At 63.3% G+C, this 18,352-nt stretch carries 12 protein-coding genes and 2 riboswitches; of the genes, 6 read left to right on the forward strand and 6 right to left on the reverse strand.

Annotated elements, in window-relative coordinates; genetic code table 11:
* Positions 1–57 precede the first annotated feature (57 nt).
* On the forward strand, positions 58–1,005 hold the full coding sequence (locus K1X80_RS15045; RefSeq protein ID WP_128593045.1) for a DUF1853 family protein: 948 nt from the start codon (positions 58–60) through the stop codon (positions 1,003–1,005).
* Between the two features lie 125 nt (positions 1,006–1,130).
* Here K1X80_RS15045 and K1X80_RS15050 read toward each other — a convergent pair whose 3' ends face one another.
* Genes K1X80_RS15050 through cobW form a run of 4 tightly spaced genes read right to left on the reverse strand, consistent with a single transcriptional unit; the run spans position 1,131 to position 7,610 of the window.
* A complete protein-coding gene (locus K1X80_RS15050; RefSeq protein WP_057959416.1) occupies positions 1,131–1,733 on the reverse strand; it encodes a VWA domain-containing protein in 603 nt (200 codons plus the stop codon).
* Positions 1,734–1,786: 53 nt separating this feature from the next.
* Positions 1,787–2,785, reverse strand: a complete 999-nt coding sequence (locus K1X80_RS15055) for an ATP-binding protein (protein ID WP_057959415.1) — start codon at positions 2,783–2,785, stop codon at positions 1,787–1,789.
* Complete coding sequence (gene cobN, locus K1X80_RS15060; protein WP_220172254.1) at positions 2,785–6,546, reverse strand: cobaltochelatase subunit CobN; 3,762 nt, start codon at positions 6,544–6,546, stop codon at positions 2,785–2,787. The genes K1X80_RS15055 and cobN overlap by 1 nt, the downstream gene beginning before the upstream one ends.
* 2 nt (positions 6,547–6,548) lie before the next feature.
* On the reverse strand, positions 6,549–7,610 hold the full coding sequence (gene cobW / locus K1X80_RS15065) for a cobalamin biosynthesis protein CobW (protein WP_057436756.1): 1,062 nt from the start codon (positions 7,608–7,610) through the stop codon (positions 6,549–6,551).
* 92 nt (positions 7,611–7,702) lie between these two features.
* A riboswitch (cobalamin riboswitch) is annotated at positions 7,703–7,903 on the reverse strand.
* 88 nt (positions 7,904–7,991) lie between these two features.
* A riboswitch (cobalamin riboswitch) is annotated at positions 7,992–8,199 on the forward strand.
* Between the two features lie 95 nt (positions 8,200–8,294).
* Between cobW and K1X80_RS15070 the strand changes: the two genes are divergently transcribed.
* From K1X80_RS15070 to cobM, 4 genes are all read left to right on the forward strand, one after another.
* On the forward strand, positions 8,295–8,483 hold the full coding sequence (locus tag K1X80_RS15070) for a CbtB domain-containing protein (protein ID WP_057436758.1): 189 nt from the start codon (positions 8,295–8,297) through the stop codon (positions 8,481–8,483).
* A gap of 11 nt (positions 8,484–8,494) precedes the next feature.
* Positions 8,495–9,196, forward strand: coding sequence for a CbtA family protein (locus tag K1X80_RS15075; protein WP_169989672.1), 702 nt, complete (start codon positions 8,495–8,497; stop codon positions 9,194–9,196).
* Positions 9,193–9,606: a cobalamin biosynthesis protein gene (locus K1X80_RS15080; protein WP_057959412.1), complete on the forward strand. Its 414-nt coding sequence runs from the start codon at positions 9,193–9,195 to the stop codon at positions 9,604–9,606. The genes K1X80_RS15075 and K1X80_RS15080 overlap by 4 nt, the downstream gene beginning before the upstream one ends.
* 80 nt (positions 9,607–9,686) lie before the next feature.
* On the forward strand, positions 9,687–10,433 hold the full coding sequence (gene cobM / locus K1X80_RS15085) for a precorrin-4 C(11)-methyltransferase (protein WP_169989671.1): 747 nt from the start codon (positions 9,687–9,689) through the stop codon (positions 10,431–10,433).
* A 1,063-nt stretch (positions 10,434–11,496) separates the two neighbouring features.
* Here the strand turns inward: cobM and nfuA are convergent.
* On the reverse strand, positions 11,497–12,081 hold the full coding sequence (nfuA, locus tag K1X80_RS15090; protein ID WP_057436766.1) for a Fe-S biogenesis protein NfuA: 585 nt from the start codon (positions 12,079–12,081) through the stop codon (positions 11,497–11,499).
* Positions 12,082–12,167: 86 nt separating this feature from the next.
* A complete protein-coding gene (locus tag K1X80_RS15095) occupies positions 12,168–14,459 on the reverse strand; it encodes a fatty acid cis/trans isomerase (RefSeq protein WP_169989831.1) in 2,292 nt (763 codons plus the stop codon).
* A gap of 165 nt (positions 14,460–14,624) precedes the next feature.
* Between K1X80_RS15095 and metH the strand changes: the two genes are divergently transcribed.
* Positions 14,625–18,335: a methionine synthase gene (metH, locus tag K1X80_RS15100; protein WP_057959409.1), complete on the forward strand. Its 3,711-nt coding sequence runs from the start codon at positions 14,625–14,627 to the stop codon at positions 18,333–18,335.
* Positions 18,336–18,352 lie beyond the last annotated feature (17 nt).

Genomic DNA, 18,352 nt, shown 5'->3' on the forward strand with positions numbered 1-18,352 from the left:
CGGTTCTCAACACTTCCAGGGGGCACGCGGCGAGTAGGAAGCAGCTATGCTCGGACCATGAATCCGTTTCCCGACCTGCAGCCTCTGCCCCGTCAATTGCGTCATCCCGCAGTGCGGGATCTGGCGTGGGTGATCCTCGCCCCGCCGATGCTCGCGCAGACGCCCTGGCCACAACGTCACCCCCTGGCCGGCAGTGACTGGGTGCAGCAGCCTGCGGCCCTGGAGCAATGGCTCAGGCGCCTGGACCAGGACAGCAGCGCCCTGCTGCATTGGCTGAGCCTGGCACGCACCCGGCGCCTGGGCCTGTATTACGAACGCCTGTGGCAATTTGCCGTGCAGCACGCCCCTGGCGTGGAGTTGCTGGCGGCCAACCTGCCGATCCGCCAGGCCGGGCACACCCTGGGTGAGCTGGACATGCTGCTGCGCGACCGTGACGGCGTGCATCATCTGGAGTTGGCGATCAAGCTTTACCTCGGCCCCCAGGACGGCAACGGCCAGGACACCGCGCAATGGCTGGGCCCGGGTTGTCACGACCGCCTGGATCGCAAGCTGGCGCATCTGGCAGACCACCAACTGCCCATCTCGGCCAGGGCGCAAAGCCGGGAGGTGCTGGCGACGCTGGATATCCAGGAGTTCACCGCCCATCTGTGGCTCGGCGGCTACCTGTTGTACCCCTGGCCCGGCGAGGCCGCCCCGCCTTTCGGCGCCCACCCCCAGCATTTGCGCGGGCGCTGGTTGCATCAGCGCGATTGGCAGGACTTTATCCAGGCCAGCCCGCCGGGCCGCTGGCAGCCCCTGCCGCGCCATGCCTGGCTGGCGCCGGCGCATTACCCGGCGGAAGAAATCTGGAGTGAAGAGCAGATGCAGCGCTGGCTGGTCGACCTGGACCCGATGGCGCCGGCGCAGTTGTTGGTGCGCATGATGCAGAACGGCGGGGATTGGGAGGAAGCGGAGCGGCTGTTTCTGGTGGCGGATCTTTGGCCGAATGTGCCGGGGGCTAGCTGATCGTTTTGCGGTGGGTTTGAGGGCCTTGTCGCAGGCAAGCCAGCTCCCACATTCAAGCGCATTCCAAAGGATGTACGCGGCCGAATGTGGGAGCGGACTTGCTCGCGATAGCGATAGCAGCAGCGCTACAGGCTATCAATATGCCGATAATCCACCTGCAACCCGGCGGCCAGCTCCCGCGCCCGCCCCAGCCGGATCGGCCCACGTTCGATATCCACCAACAGCCCCAGGCAATCCAACGCCGGCAATTGACCAATATCCTTGAGCCGGCCATCGGTAATCACCAGCAACCGCTGCTGTTCAGCCGGATAGCGCTTGCGCCGCGCCGCCAGCCAATGCCCGGCCTCGGTCAACGCCGCCAGGAGCGGCGTCCCTCCGCCGGCGCCCAGGCCATCCAGCCAACGCCCCAGGCCCTTGGCCGCTTTCAAGCCTTGTACCTGCCAGCTCGGCACTTGCCCGCTGGCGGTCAACAACGCCAGTCGCGCCCGCTGCCGATAGGCGTCGTCGAACACCTGCGCGAGCAAGCCCTTGGCATCGCTAAGCGCCTGATGCCGCCGAGTGGACGCCGAGGCATCGACAATCACCAGCCACAGCTCATGGGAGGCACGGCTGCGGTTGCAGTACACCAGGTCTTTACGCGATTGTGGTCGCCCGCCCAACAAGGTGCCCGGCCAATTGACCATCCCCTCGGCGCCGTTGCGCGCCCGCCCTTGCCTGCCTTGATCCAGTCGACCCGCCTTGGGCCGGGCATCCGCCCCCGCGTCAGGTCGGGGGCGAATGCCTAGGGCTTTTTTGGCCAGGTGGGTATTTCACGGCGGGCACCCGTTACTTGTGTAGACGGAGGCATTTCACCCCACTGTCCCTGGCCGCTGCTGGGGTCAGTGGGTTTGGGCGCCGGCGCATTTTCCGGTGGGCGGGCGGCAGATGAATGCTCCTGGCGACGATGGCGCAGGGCAAATTCGGCAACGGCCTCTATATCTTCTTCAGCGATGGCCGCAGCCCCACGCCACGCCGCATGGGCCCGCGCCCCGCGCAACCACACCAGATCGGCGCGCAGGCCATCCACACCAGCGGCAAAGCAGCGCTCGGTAATCTGCGCCAGGGCCTGGTCATCCAGGGCGATGCTTTCCAGGCGTGCACGGGCCTGGGTGCAACGCGCACGCAGCGCCGCTTGCTGGTCAGCCCACTGCGCGCAGAACGCCCCAGGGTCGCTATCGAAATCCAGGCGCCGACGGATGATCTGCCCGCGCTCGGTCGGCAAAGTCTGCCCGCTCAATGCCACGTTGAAACCGAACCGATCCAGCAACTGCGGACGCAATTCACCCTCTTCCGGGTTCATCGTGCCGATCAGCACAAAACGCGCCGAGTGCCGGTGGGATATACCGTCGCGTTCGATCAGGTTGGTGCCACTGGCGGCTACATCCAATAGCAGGTCCACCAGATGATCAGGCAGTAGATTGACCTCATCCACATACAGTACCCCGCCATCGGCCTTGGCCAGCACCCCAGGGGAAAACTGCGCACGGCCTTCGCTCAGCGCCGCATCCAGGTCCAGAGTGCCGACCAAACGCTCTTCGGTGGCGCCCAACGGCAAGGTGACGAATTGCCCGCTGGCCAACAGGTCCGCCAGGCCGCGAGCCAGGGTGGACTTGGCCATGCCGCGCGGGCCTTCGATCAGCACGCCACCGATCTTCGGGTCGATGGCGGTCAGGCACAGGGCAAGCTTCAGGTCGTCGGCACCGACCACTGCCGACAGTGGGAAATGGGGGATGTCAGTCATCAACTGTCTTCTTCTATGTCCAGCAACAGGTTTTCCAATGCCTCGCGGTACGCCCCCGGTGCCTGCCACATACCGCGCTGCTGGGCTTCCAGCATGCGCTCGGTCATGTCGCGCAAGGCCGCGGGGTTGTGCTGTTGCACAAACGCCCGGGTGTCGGGGTCGAGCAGGTAAGCATCGGCCAGCAATGCATATTGGTGGTCATCGATCAGCGCCGTGGTCGCGTCGAAGGCGAACAGATTGTCCACCGTCGCCGCCATCTCGAACGCGCCTTTATAGCCGTGGCGCTTGACCCCTTCGATCCACTTGGGGTTGGCGGCGCGGGAACGGATCACCCGGTTCAGCTCTTCCTTCAGCGTGCGGATTTTCGGCAAGTCCGGCTGGCTATGATCGCCATGGTAGCTGGCGGCCTTGGCGCCACTGAGGGTTTCCACGGCGGCGAGCATACCGCCCTGGAATTGGTAATAGTCATTGGAGTCGAGCAAGTCGTGCTCGTGGTTATCCTGGTTCTGCAGCACGGCCTGCACCTGGCTCAGGCGCTGGGCGAACTGTTCACGGGCGGCGGTGCCTTCATCCGCACCGCCATAGGCGTAGCCCCCCCAATTCAGGTAGACCTCGGCCAGGTCTTCGCGGCTTTGCCACAGGCGACCGTCAATCGCGCCCTGCACACCCGCGCCATAGGCCCCAGGCTTGGCGCCGAAAATGCGCCAGCCGGCCTGCTTGGCCGCAGCCTCTTCATCCAGGCCCGACTTGCGCAGCGCCTCGCGCTCGCTGCGCACCTTGGCCGCCAGGGGGTTCAGGTCGTCCGGCTCATCCAGCGCCGCGACCGCCTGCACCGCAGCATCGAACAGGCGGATCAGGTTGGCGAACGCATCGCGGAAGAACCCCGACACCCGCAGCGTGACGTCAACTCGCGGGCGGTCGAGCAAGCTGATGGGCAATATCTCAAAATCATCGACACGCTGGCTGCCCGTGGCCCACACCGGTCGCACGCCCATCAGTGCCATGGCCTGGGCGATATCGTCACCGCCGGTGCGCATGGTCGCGGTGCCCCACACGGAAAGCCCCAACTGACGCAGATGGTCACCATGGTCCTGCAGGTGCCGCTCAAGCATCAGGTTTGCGGATTGGAAACCGATACGCCAGGCAGTCGTGGTAGGCAGGTTACGCACGTCGACGGTGAAGAAATTGCGCCCGGTCGGCAGCACATCCAGGCGCCCACGACTCGGCGCACCACTGGGGCCCGCCGGCACGAAACGACCGCTCAACGCCTCCAGCAAGCCATGCATTTCGGCCGGGCCACAGGCATCCAGGCGCGGTGCGACGACGATGCGCAGGCTTTCGATCACCGATTTCACCTCCTCCCAGCCCGGCTCCTCAAGCTGTTCGAGCGGGCCTTCCAGCGCCTGTTCGATCAACCGCGCCGCATACAACTCCAGGCGCTCGCGAGTATCGCCAGCGGTACGCCACAACTGCCCGTCGATCTTCTGCAGCACCTCGGGGCGGCGCCCGGTCCAGGGTTCGGCCAGCGCGCAGTCCAGCGGGTCAAAGCCCAGCTCAAAGGCCTTGGCCAATACCCGCAGCAGGCTTGATTGCGGACCCCGCCCATCGCCACGCGGAATGCGCAGCAGGGCCAGCAAGGTGTCGATACGCAGGCGACCTTCGGGCGACTCGCCAAAGATATGCAGGCCGTCGCGGATCTGCGACTCCTTCAGATCGCACAGGTAGGTGTCCAGGCGCGGCAGCCAGACGGCAGCGTCAGCCTCGTTATCCAGTTCCAGCTCTTGATCGATGCGGGTTTCGCGCACCAGCTTGAGGATGTCCTTTTGCAGCTCCAGAGCGCGTCGCGGATCGAGCAACTGCGCCTCGTAATACTCATCCGCCAACAATTCCAGACTGCGCAATGGGCCATAGGTTTCGGCGCGGGTCAGCGGCGGCATCAAATGGTCGATGATCACCGCCTGGGTCCGGCGCTTGGCCTGGGCACCCTCGCCCGGATCATTGACGATAAACGGATAGATGTTCGGCAGCGGTCCCAGCAATGCATCTGGCCAGCAGTTCTCGGACAGCCCGACGCCTTTACCCGGCAGCCATTCCAGGTTGCCGTGCTTGCCGACGTGGATCACGCCATGGGCGCCGTAGGTGTGGCGCAGCCAGAAATAGAACGCCAGGTAAGCGTGGGGCGGCACCAGGTCCGGGTCGTGGTACACCGCGCTGGCATCCACCTGGTAGCCCCGCGCCGGCTGGATGCCGACAAAGGTCAGGCCCAGGCGCAGGCCGGCGATCATCATGCGCCCGTCGCGGCACATCGGATCGTTATGAGGCGTGCCCCAGCGTTCCAGCACGGCCTGGCGGTTGGCCTCGGGCAAGCGATTGAACATCGCCTGGTATTCGTCCAGGCCCAGGCTTTGATGGCAGGGGCGCAGGTCGAGGCTGTCCAGGTCGTTGGTGACACCGCCGAGCAGGTCATGGATCAGCGCAGTGCCGCTGGCCGGCAATGCATCCGGCAGCGGATAACCCTCGGCCTGCAGGGCCCGCAGGATATTCAAGGCCGCGGCCGGGGTGTCCAGGCCCACGCCATTACCGATGCGCCCATCACGGGTCGGGTAGTTGGCGAGGATCAGCGCAATGCGCTTGTCGGCATGCGGCACCCGTGCCAGCTCGACCCAGCGCCGCGCCAGTTCGGCGACAAAGTCCATGCGCTCGGGGGCCGCGCGGTAGCACACCACGTCCGATTGGCTGCGCTCGCTGCGCCAGGCCAGGTCCTTGAAGCTGATCGGGCGGCTGATGATGCGCCCGTCCAGCTCCGGCAAAGCAATGTGCATCGCCAGATCACGCGGGCCGAGGCCCTGCTCGCTGGCTTCCCAGCCGGGCTGGTTGTCCTGGGCGCAGATCGCCTGGATCACCGGGATATCGCGGCGAAACGGCCGCAGATGGGGCGCTTCGGGGCTGGATTGGGCAAAGCCGGTGGTGTTCAGAATCACCGCCGCCCCGACCTCATCCAGCAAATCCTCGACCACTGTCAGGCAGCCGGGCTCTTTCAGGCTGGCCACCGCCATCGGCAGCGGGTTAAGGCCCGCTGCCTGCAAGCGTTGGCAGAACACATCAATAAAACCGGTATTGGCCGCCTGCAAGTGCGAGCGGTAGAACAGCACCGCTGCCACCGGCCAATCGGTGTTCCAGTCCGCCTGCCAGTCATTGAGGCGGGCATTGGCGGCGCGCGGGTGATAGATCGCGGTGCGCGGCAGAGTTTGCGGCTCGGCCCACGGGTAATCGCGGCCCAGGAAGCTACTGGCCAGGCAACGATAGAAATCCAGCGCATTCCCCAGCCCGCCCTGGCGCAGAAAGTGCCACAGGCGGTCACGCTCCACCACACCCACGGTGCTCAGGCCGCTGAGTTCGGGATCGGGGCGATCATCCCCCGGCACCAGGATCAACTGCACGCCCTGCTCGGCCAGCTCCACCAGGCGTTGGATGCCGTAGCGCCAATAGCCGATGCCGCCGTGCAGGGATATCAGGATGACCTTGGCGTGGCGCAGCACCTCATCCACATACAGGTCCACCGAGGCGTGGTTCTGCACCTGCATCGGGTTGGCCAGGCGCAGGCTCGGGTAGTCGTCGGGCAGTTGCTGGGCGGCTTCGGCCAGCAACGCCAGGCTGGAATCGCCGCTGCACAGGATCACCAGCTCGGCGGGGGTTTGTCCCAGGTCGGCGATGTTGTCATCGGAGACGAAGCCACCGGGCTGGGTCCTGAGCAGGTGCATGGTTAAACGCTGAGCGCGGCGCGCAATTGCGCTTCAAGGCCCGCCGCATCCAGGTCCTGACCGATCAGCACCAACCGTGTGATGCGCGCTTCGTCAGCGCCCCAGGCCCGGTCGAAGTGCTTGTCGAAGCGCGTGCCCACGCCTTGGATCAACAGGCGCATCGGCTTGTTGGGGATCGCGGCGAAGCCTTTGACCCGCAGGATGCCGTGCTGCACCACCAATTGCGTCAGGGCGTCCAGCAGCAGCGCTTCATCAGCCTGTGGCAGGTCGATGGAGATGGAGTCAAACGCATCGTGATCGTGGTCATCTTCACCTTCGTGGTGATGATCGTGATGGCTATGGCGCCCGTCGATATGCTCCTCGGAGCCGGCACCCAGGCCAATCAGCACATCCAGAGGCAGGCGGCCGCTGCTGGCTTCGACGATTTTCACTGCTGGCGGCAGTTCTTCGGCGACTTCCAGGCGTACACGGGCCAGGTCTTCAGGGCTGATCAGGTCGGTTTTGTTGAGGATCACCAGGTCGGCGCTGGCCAGTTGGTCGGCGAACAACTCGTGCAGTGGCGATTCGTGGTCCAGGTTCGGGTCCAGTTTGCGCTGGGCGTCGACCTGGTCCGGGAACGCGGCGAAGGTGCCAGCGGCCACGGCCGGGCTGTCGACCACGGTGATCACCGCGTCAACCGTGCAGGCGCTGCGGATTTCCGGCCACTGGAAGGCCTGGACCAGGGGCTTGGGCAGCGCCAGGCCAGAGGTTTCGATGAGGATATGGTCGAGGTCGCCACGACGGGCCACCAGCTCGCGCATCACCGGGAAGAACTCTTCCTGCACGGTGCAGCACAGGCAGCCGTTGGCCAGTTCATACACACGACCGCTGGCTTCTTCTTCGGTGCAACCGATGGAGCACTGCTTGAGGATCTCGCCGTCGATACCCAGTTCGCCGAATTCGTTGACGATCACAGCAATGCGCCGACCCTGGGCGTTGTCCAGCATGTGCCGCAGCAAGGTGGTTTTGCCCGAGCCGAGAAAGCCGGTGACGATAGTGACGGGGAGTTTGGCCAGTGTTTTCATCGGATGCCCTTTGGGGCGGGCATACGGGACGACTGGCCCTGCAGCGGCGTGCAGGTGCTGGATTCGTCACCGGATCACCCCGCCCGGTTGAAATGGAAAATCGGTTGCGAGGCAGGTCTCCTGGCTTGGGGCTTGCCGGCCTTGCGGCTGGCGCTGGCTGCGCCTTCCCGCCGTATTGGCAGTGGCGTGGCAGTCAGATAAACCCTTTACAGTTGCGGGGGCAGCCGCGGCTTGGACCGCGTTCCCTTCTTAGCTTCGACCGCAGCCGAAGAACCTCGAAGGTGCAAGGCTACGCAGTGCTTGAGGGACGGTCAATTCAAAACCATGCGAAGAGCCGCGGTGCCCAGCTACAGATTGACGGCCATCCCGCGCCCATGCTCTCCTACACATCTTGTTTCGGGTGCCCTTTACAGGGTGAAACGGGAAACCGGTCAATCATGCATGCATGACCAATCCGGTGCTGCCCCCGCAACGGTAAGCGAGCGAAGCGTCACAGCCACTGTGCTTCTGGCATGGGAAGGCGATGCTTTCAGGACTCAGGAGAGCCCCCTCGCAAGCCCGGAGACCGGCCCGAAAAATCAAATAACAAACCCGCGGTGGGCGGGCGCTGTTCAGAACCCTGCGTGCCCGGCTCGCGGGGTTTTCATGCGCTCGTGTCACCCTGCCACTCGAAAGGGACGTGCCATGTCGATCATCAGCAGCACCTCACACACCGCCAGCCGCTCCGCCACCTTGAGCCAACGCCTGACCGCCGCTATCGGCGCGTCGATCCTCGGTGCGTGCCTGGTGTATTTCGCCGGGTTCTCCCATATCGAGGCCGTGCACAACGCCGCCCACGATACGCGCCACAGCGCCGCCTTCCCGTGCCATTGAGACCTGCAACCATGATCAAGCGAATTGCGCAAACCGCAGGTTTCACCGGCCTGTTGGCCGCCCTGCTGCTGACCCTGCTGCAAAGTTTCTGGGTGGCTCCGCTGATTCAGCAGGCGGAAACCTACGAAAACGCCCCGGCCACGACCGAAGTGCATGAGCATGCGCCTGGTGCTGCGGCCCACAGCCACGACGCCGAGGCCTGGGAACCGGAAGACGGCTGGCAGCGCGTGCTGTCCACCACTGGCGGTAACCTGGTGGTCGCCGTAGGTTTTGCGCTGATGCTCGCCGGCCTGTACACCCTGCGCGCCCCGACCCGCACCGCCCAGGGCCTGCTCTGGGGCCTGGCCGGTTACGCCACCTTTGTGCTGGCACCGACCCTCGGCCTGCCACCGGAACTGCCCGGCACCGCTGCGGCGGACCTGGCGCAACGGCAGATCTGGTGGATCGGCGCGGCAGCCTCCACCGCCGCCGGTATCGCGCTGATTGTGTTTGGTCGCAACTGGCTGCTGAAGATCCTCGGCGTGGCGATCCTGGCGGTGCCCCATGTGATTGGCGCGCCACAGCCCGAAGTGCACTCGATGCTCGCCCCGCAGGCCCTGGAAGCGCAGTTCAAGATCGCGTCGCAGCTGACCAATGTTGCGTTCTGGCTGGCCCTGGGCCTGATCAGCGCCTGGTTGTTCCGACGCAATCGCGACGACCAGCACTCGGCATGACAGCAGCCACCACCGCGCCGACCCTGGTGGTCGGCCTGGGTTGTCAGCGTGGCTGCAGCGTCGCGGCGCTATTGGCGCTGTTCAATGAAGCCTTGGCTGGCGCGGGAATCGACCCTCGGCACATCAGCGCACTGGCGAGTATCGACCGTAAACAGGATGAGCCAGGGTTACTGGCCCTGGCCGAACACTTGAGGTTGCCACTGCAGTTTTTCAGTGCCGAACAGCTGGCGATCCACGAAGCGCAATTGAGCCACCGCTCTGCTGTCGCGTTTGCCCATACCGGCTGCCACGGCATCGCCGAAAGCGCCGCCCTGGCCCTGGCCGAGCACTTGGCCCAGCGCCCTGCCCGCCTGTTGATCAACCGCCAGAAAAGCCCGCAAGCCACCTTTGCATTGGCGTGCGCGGGCTGAATTCCCGATAATCCGCCTCCTTGATCATGAGCGGTCTTCATCTGCAGCCCGCCTCGCCGGCTTTTTCACAGGAATCCTCCATGACCGTCTACTTCATCGGCGCAGGCCCCGGCGACCCGGAACTGATCACCGTCAAAGGCCAGCGGCTGATCCGCAGTTGCCCGGTAATTATCTACGCCGGCTCTCTGGTGCCGGCCGCCGTGCTTGAAGGCCATCAGGCCGAAACCCTGGTCAACAGCGCCGAACTGCACCTGGAGCAGATCATTGAGTTGATCAAGCATGCCCATGAACAGGGCCAGGACGTGGCGCGGGTGCATTCTGGCGATCCGAGCCTGTATGGCGCGATTGGCGAGCAAATCCGCCATTTGCGCGCACTGGGAATTCCCTTCCAGATCATTCCCGGCGTCACCGCCGTGGCCGCCTGTGCCGCGTTGCTGGAGGCGGAGCTGACCTTACCGGATATCGCCCAAAGCGTGATCCTGACCCGCTATGCCGATAAAACCACGATGCCTGCGGGGGAGTCCTTCGACAGCCTGGCCAGCCACGGCACTACCATGGCCGTGCATCTGGGGGTCAATCACCTGGAGAAAATCGTCGCCGAGCTGCTGCCGCATTACGGTGCAGATTGCCCGATTGCCGTGGTACACCGGGCGACCTGGCCGGATCAGGATTGGGCGATTGGCACCTTGGCGGATATTGTCGGTAAGGTGGCAGTCAAGGGGTTCAGGCGCACCGCGCTGATTGTGGTGGGTCGAGTGCTGGCCAGTGACAGCTTCAGCGAATCCTCGCTGTATCGCGCAGGGCACGCCCACCTCTACCGACCCTGACACTGTGGGGGCTGGCTTGCCTGCGATTGCGGTTTAACCGGCTGTAGAGAAGTCGCCTGACCCTCCGCTATCGCGGCATGAGTCTCTACATAGTTCTCTTCTGGGGGGTGTGTACATATCCGTTGCTGCGGTTACGGCGGCTATTGGTTCCGCTCTTACAGCGGGTCACTTTTGGAAAAGAGCCCGGAGTGCCGGCCCAGCCAAAAGTAACCAAAAGGGCTCTTGCCCCACCACTCGGTGCCTCGCCTAGGCTCGGCATGCCCGCAGTCAGGCATTGCTCCGTGGGCCCGCCGCGATCGGCCATCCATGGCCGTGTCGCGGCTAACCCGGCATCCATGCCGGGGTGCCCACTGCGCAATACCTGCCTGCGGCCAGCGTGGTTTAACGGGGCGCCTAAGATCAAAAACCAGATCAAAAGCAGAGCAACATCGACAGCAATGCCAAAGCCGGGGCGCGAAGCTGCATTCCCCTGTGGGAGCTGGCTTGCCTGCGATGGCGGTGTATCAGTCGATAAATGTATTGGCTGAGACACCGCCATCGCAGGCAAGCCAGCTCCCACAGAGGTACGCGCACGCCTCGACGATCAGGTCGGCTGTCAGGCCGCCTCGCTTTGCTTTTGATCTGAGGCGCCCCGTTAAACCACGCTGGCCGTCATCCGATATTGATTTGGGGGGGTAAACCGGCAGGACGCCGGTTTAGCCGCGCTGGGCCATGGATGGCCCATCGCGGCGGCCCCCCAAATCAATGTCGGATGACGGGCACACCGAGCCTAGGCGAGGTGCCGAGTGGTGGGGCAAGAGCCCTTTTGGTTACTTTTGGGGCTCTTTTCCAAAAGTGACCCGCTGTAAGAGCGGAACCAATAGCCGCCATGACCGCAGCAACGGATATGTTCACAAACCCAACAAGCACTGGATAAAAGAGATGTATAGATACCTACGGCTATCGCATGCAAGCCAGCTCAAAAAGCTCATCTTATTTGTTAGACAAATCGTGTAACTTGCTAACTTTAAAGCATAAAAAAACGGCGCTCACGGACGCCGTTTTTTTGTTTGCAGCGAACACCTTAATAGTAGGCGTTTTCTTTCTGCGTATGGTCAGTCACGTCACGGACGCCCTTGAGCTCGGGAATCCGCTCCAGCAACGTACGCTCAATACCTTCACGCAAGGTCACGTCAGCCTGCCCACAGCCCTGGCAGCCGCCACCGAACTTGAGCACGGCGATACCGTCATCCACCACGTCGATCAGGCTGACCTGGCCGCCATGGCTGGCCAGGCCCGGATTGATCTCGGTCTGCAGGTAGTAGTTGATACGCTCGTTGATCGGGCTATCGGCATTGACGTTCGGCACCTTGGCGTTGGGCGCCTTGATGGTCAGTTGGCCACCCATGCGGTCAGTGGCGTAGTCGACCACGGCATCGTCAAGGAAGGCTTCGCTGAAGGCGTCGATATACGCGGTGAAGCTCTTGAGCCCCAGGGCGGTGTCTTCAGGCTTTTCTTCGCCCGGCTTGCAGTAGGCAATGCACGTCTCGGCGTACTGGGTGCCAGGCTGGGTGATAAAGACGCGGATGCCGATACCCGGGGTGTTCTGCTTGGACAGCAGATCAGCCAGGTAATCGTGGGCGGCGTCGGTAATGGTTATGGCAGTCATGGGAACTCCTCACAGGCTTGCCGGCAGTTTACGCCAATCGCCGCGACGGTACAAAGTCCTAGTATTTTTGTCAGGCAAATCCACACCTACAGGTTCTCGTAGCGATTCATATCCAGCACACCCTCTTCCACCGGAGTGGTTTCGCGGATGTATTGCGATAAATCGTGGAAGTACTCCCAGAACTGCGGGTGGCTGCGGCGAATGCCCCAGCGTTCGACAATCCGTTCAAAGCGCTTGGCGTCCCTGGCCAGCTCCATGTCCTCGACAAACTCGGGCACATCCTCGGCCGGCACATTGAAGATGAAGTTGGGGTAGCTGCTGAGCACGCCCGGATAGATCGTCAGGGTATCCAGGCCCGGTTGATAGCGATAAGCCTCGCCGAGCATAAAGGCCACGTTGCTGTGGGCGCGGTTGCGCAGCAGGCTGTAGACCTCGCGTTTGCCGCTCGGAGTCTGGATGCGCAGCAAGGTGGCTTCCGGCAACTGCTCGATCACCTTGAGCCCGGCCGCCGGCCTTGAGGTCAGGCGGCTGAGGGTTTGTTCGACGTCGCGCAGTTGCGGGTCGATACCCAGACGTGAGCAGTAGGCACTGATGCAACGGTTGATCGGGTCCGGGCTGGCGTTCAAGTCGGCATACCGGGCCAGCAACTGGTTGGCAAAGTCGCGTTTCGGGTCCTGCAGGTCCAGCTTCAGGCCGCTGGGCTTGTCATTGTCGATGGCTTCATAGTCCAGCCACAGCTTGACCTTGCCGCTGTTCTGGTACCAGTCGTCGAGCAAGCCATCGCGCGAATCCGCCGGCATCAGGCGCAGGAAGTTCTGCTCGGCGCCATTGCGGATCAGGTCGAAATACAAACGGGTCTGGGCCTGGTGCGAGACATTGCCGAACACGTCGAAATTCACCGCCAACTGATAATAGGTGCGCTCCAGCAGCGGGTAGTCGAACAGCCACATCGTCTGTGGGACTTCGCCAATCAGGCCCTTGTTCACCGAAGCGCTGTCGAAGTGGCGGAAGATGCTCAGCAACGCGTTGTCATTGCCCTGCCACAGGCTCGACCAGCCCGGCGCCGGCAAATCAGCGTAGTTGTCGCGGCGCAGTACCTCGTATTCATTGCGTTTGTCACGGTAGGCCAGCCACAGGCTCAACACACTGCCCACGTCATCGTTCTGCCCCGGCATCGCCAGCAGCGGCGTGGCCTGGCCGCGATAGCGGGCATCGGTGATGTACAGGTCATGGTCCGGGTCCTGGAACAGGGTCCAGAAGTTGTCGCGGATTACGTCCGTGGCAATCTGCCCACGGCACACCGGCCCACGAATAAACGTGCGCACGAAGTATTCGGCGTTATCCAGCATGAACTGGTAGCGCGCCTTGACCGGGATCGCCTCGAACGTTTCAAACGGGTTGGCCCGACGGCCAGGGCCGTAGCCCGGCAGCGCCGTGGCTTGCCAGTCGCCACTGTAGAACAGCGACTTGACCCGCTCCATCTTCGCCGCGCTGAAGGGGTAGGTAATGTGGGTCTTGTGCACGATCACCCCTTGCACCGGCCACAGGCGGTAGTACACGCGGGTGCCAGGGTCGTCATTCGGACGACGGGTGTTGATCAGGTCGATGGGCTGGCCGCTGGGCGTACGCGAGCGGACCCACTGGAAAAAATGCCCCGGCTCACCGCCCTCGAAATAGATATGAGCGAGGAACAGATGCTCGAACAACCAGCGCGCCACCAGGCTTTCCCGGGCGCCGGGCTGGTTCAGCAGGTTTTCCCATTGCTGTACCTGCAAGGCTTCCTGGGCACTCGGCGCCAGGCCCTGCTCATCAATAGGCGCACCGGACGCCAGCCAACGCTGCAGGGTCTGGTATTGCTGATCGGTCAGGCCGGTGACGGCCAACGGCATGCCTTCCTTGGGGTGCGCGCCGGCGTAGGCGTCGAACTCCCCCGGCAATGGGCACATATTCTCGCGGTTCAGGCCCAGCACAATCTCTTCGGGCAGCTTGGCATTGGGCGCCAATGGGGTTTTATGACCCAGTTCCAGCATGCGCGCCATCAGCGCCGCCTGGGTGCCCTGGGCATCTAGCACCGAGGCAAAACCGTGGCGCTGCCAGGCGGCCTTGCCAAAGGCGTCATAAAACAGCCGGGTCGGCTGCGACGCCTGGCTGCGCTCGCCGTCATACACCGGCAGCTTGCTCGCGCCGCGTGCCGCACCTTCGCCACTGCCCAGGTTGAGCTGGCAGGCGGAGTCGTAGCAGGCATGGCAGGCCACGCATTTCTCGGTGAAGATCGGTTGAATATCGCGGGTATAGGAAAGCGCCGGGGCGGGTCCGTTGGCCTGCGCGAGGCAGGCGACCAGCGCCAAGGCGGCGCCGGTGATGAGGCGAAGTGACATGTATCCGGTCCCGAGTCGATGCGAGCGCTGAAAAATTGCCGCGATTCTACCGATGTCGAGGCGCCCTCAACATGAGCGATATTCATGCAAAACCCAGGCATGCTCTAAAAGCGCACAGGTTTGCTATGATCCACGCCCTCCGTAATGCCTGATTAGAGTAGTCCCATGTCCGATCGTAGCACTCGCCTGCAAGCCCTCCACCAAGCCCTCAAGGAACGCATCCTGATCCTCGATGGCGGCATGGGCACGATGATCCAGAGCTACAAGCTGGAGGAAGAGGACTACCGTGGCAAACGCTTCGCCGACTGGCCCAGCGACGTCAAGGGTAACAACGACCTGTTGATCCTGAGCCGCCCGGACGTGATCGGCGGGATCGAGAAAGCGTACCTGGATGCCGGTGCCGACATCCTCGAGACCAACACCTTCAACGCCACCCAAGTGTCCCAGGCCGACTACGGCATGGAGGCGCTGGCCTACGAGCTGAACCTGGAAGGCGCACGCCTGGCCCGCCGGGTCGCCGACGCCAAGACCCTGGAAACCCCGGACAAACCGCGCTTTGTCGCGGGCGTGCTGGGCCCGACCAGCCGCACCTGCTCGCTGTCGCCCGACGTGAACAACCCCGGCTACCGCAACGTCACCTTCGATGAACTGGTGGAGAACTACACCGAGGCCACCAAAGGCCTGATCGAAGGCGGCGCGGACATGATCCTCATCGAAACCATCTTCGACACCCTCAACGCCAAGGCTGCGATCTTTGCCGTGCAAGGCGTGTACGAAGAACTGGGTGTGGAACTGCCGATCATGATTTCCGGGACCATCACCGACGCCTCCGGCCGCACGCTGTCGGGCCAGACCACCGAGGCGTTCTGGAACTCCATCAGCCACGCCAAGCCGATTTCCGTGGGCTTGAACTGCGCCCTGGGCGCCAGCGAGTTGCGGCCGTACCTGGAAGAACTGTCGAACAAGGCCGACACCTACGTGTCCGCCCACCCCAACGCCGGCCTGCCCAACGAGTTCGGCGAGTACGACGAGCTACCAGCGCAAACCGCCAAGGTCATCGAAGAATTCGCCCAGAGCGGCTTCCTCAATATCGTCGGCGGTTGCTGCGGCACCACGCCGGGCCATATCGAGGCCATCGCCAAGGCCGTGGCCGGCTACGCGCCGCGCCAGATCCCGGACATTCCCAAGGCCTGCCGCCTGTCGGGCCTGGAGCCTTTCACCATTGATCGCCAGTCGTTGTTCGTCAACGTCGGCGAACGTACGAACATCACCGGTTCCGCCAAATTCGCCCGGCTGATCCGCGAGGACAACTACACCGAAGCCCTGGAAGTCGCCCTGCAGCAGGTGGAAGCCGGCGCCCAGGTGATCGACATCAACATGGACGAGGGCATGCTCGATTCGAAGAAGGCCATGGTGACCTTCCTCAATCTGATTGCCGGCGAGCCGGACATCTCCCGTGTACCGATCATGATCGACTCCTCCAAGTGGGAAGTGATCGAAGCCGGCCTCAAATGCATCCAGGGCAAGGGCATCGTCAACTCCATCAGCATGAAGGAAGGTGTCGAGCAGTTCATTCATCACGCCAAACTGTGCAAGCGCTACGGCGCGGCGGTGGTGGTGATGGCGTTCGATGAAGCCGGCCAGGCCGACACCGAGGCGCGCAAGAAAGAGATCTGCAAGCGCTCCTACGACATTCTGGTCAATGAAGTGGGCTTCCCGCCGCAAGACATCATCTTCGACCCGAACATCTTCGCCGTGGCCACCGGTATCGAAGAGCACAACAACTATGCCGTCGACTTTATCAACGCCTGTGCCTATATCCGCGATGAACTGCCGTATGCGCTGACCTCCGGTGGCGTGTCCAACGTGTCGTTCTCGTTCCGCGGCAACAACCCGGTGCGTGAGGCGATCCACTCAGTGTTCTTGCTGTATGCGATCCGCAACGGCCTGACCATGGGTATCGTCAACGCCGGCCAACTGGAGATCTACGACCAGATCCCGGCCGAGCTGCGCGACGCCGTGGAAGACGTGGTCCTCAACCGCACCCCGGAAGGCACCGACGCCCTCCTCGCCATCGCCGACAAGTACAAGGGCGACGGCAGCGTCAAGGAAGCCGAGACCGAGGAATGGCGTGGCTGGGAAGTCAACAAGCGCCTGGAGCATGCGCTGGTCAAGGGCATCACCACCCATATCGTTGAAGACACCGAGGAATCCCGGCAGTCGTTCGCGCGCCCGATCGAGGTGATCGAAGGCCCGTTGATGTCCGGCATGAACATCGTCGGCGACCTGTTTGGCGCCGGTAAAATGTTCCTGCCCCAGGTGGTGAAATCGGCACGGGTAATGAAGCAAGCCGTGGCCCACTTGATCCCCTTCATCGAGCTGGAAAAAGGCGACAAGCCGGAAGCCAAGGGCAAGATCCTCATGGCTACGGTCAAGGGTGACGTACACGACATCGGCAAGAACATTGTCGGCGTGGTGCTCGGTTGCAACGGCTACGACATTGTCGACCTGGGCGTGATGGTCCCGGCCGAGAAAATCCTGCAGGTGGCCAAGGAGCAGAAGTGCGACATCATCGGCCTGTCCGGGCTGATCACACCGTCCCTGGATGAAATGGTGCACGTGGCCCGCGAGATGCAGCGCCAGGACTTCCACCTGCCGCTGATGATCGGTGGCGCCACCACCTCCAAGGCGCACACGGCGGTGAAGATCGAGCCCAAGTACAGCAACGATGCGGTGATCTACGTGACCGACGCCTCACGCGCGGTGGGCGTGGCCACCCAGTTGCTGTCCAAGGAGCTGAAGGCCGGGTTTGTCGAGAAGACCCGCCTGGAATACATCGACGTGCGTGAGCGCACCTCTAACCGCAGCGCCCGCACCGAGCGCCTGAGCTACGCGGCGGCCATCGCCAAGAAGCCGCAGTTCGACTGGAGCACCTACACCCCGGTCAAACCGACGTTTACCGGGGCCAAGGTGCTGGACAATATCGACCTCAAGGTGCTGGCCGAGTACATCGACTGGACGCCGTTCTTTATCTCCTGGGACCTGGCCGGCAAGTTTCCGCGCATCCTCACCGATGAGGTGGTGGGTGAAGCGGCCACCGCGCTGTACGCCGACGCCCAGGAAATGCTCAACAAGCTGATCGACGAAAAACTCATCAGCGCCCGCGCCGTGTTCGGTTTCTGGCCGACCAACCAGGTGCAGGAGGATGACCTGGAAGTCTACGGCGACGACGGCCAGCCGATTGCCAAACTGCATCACCTGCGCCAGCAGATCATCAAGACCGACGGCAAGCCGAACTTCTCCCTGGCCGACTTTGTTGCGCCCAAGGACAGCGGCGTAACCGACTACATCGGTGGTTTTATCACCACCGCCGGCATCGGCGCCGAGGAAGTGGCCAAGGCTTACCAGGATGCGGGCGACGACTACAACTCGATCATGGTCAAGGCCCTGGCCGACCGCCTGGCCGAAGCCTGCGCCGAATGGCTGCACCAGCAAGTGCGTAAAGACTACTGGGGCTATGCCAAGGATGAAGAACTGGACAACGAGGCGCTGATCAAGGAGCAGTACAGCGGTATCCGCCCTGCCCCCGGCTACCCGGCGTGCCCGGATCACACCGAGAAGGCCCAGTTGTTCCAACTGCTCGACCCCGAGGCCCACGAGATGCATGCGGGCCGCAGCGGCGTGTTCCTCACCGAGCACTACGCGATGTTCCCGGCCGCAGCGGTCAGCGGCTGGTACTTCGCCCATCCACAGGCGCAGTACTTTGCTGTAGGCAAGATCGACAAGGACCAGGTGACCAGCTACACCGCACGTAAAGACCAGGATCTGGCCGTGACCGAACGCTGGCTGGCGCCGAACCTGGGTTACGACAACTAGGGGCGATTGCCAGGCAC

The organism is Pseudomonas sp. So3.2b, assembly GCF_019464415.1.
GTDB classification, from domain to species: Bacteria; Pseudomonadota; Gammaproteobacteria; order Pseudomonadales; family Pseudomonadaceae; genus Aquipseudomonas; species Aquipseudomonas shahriarae.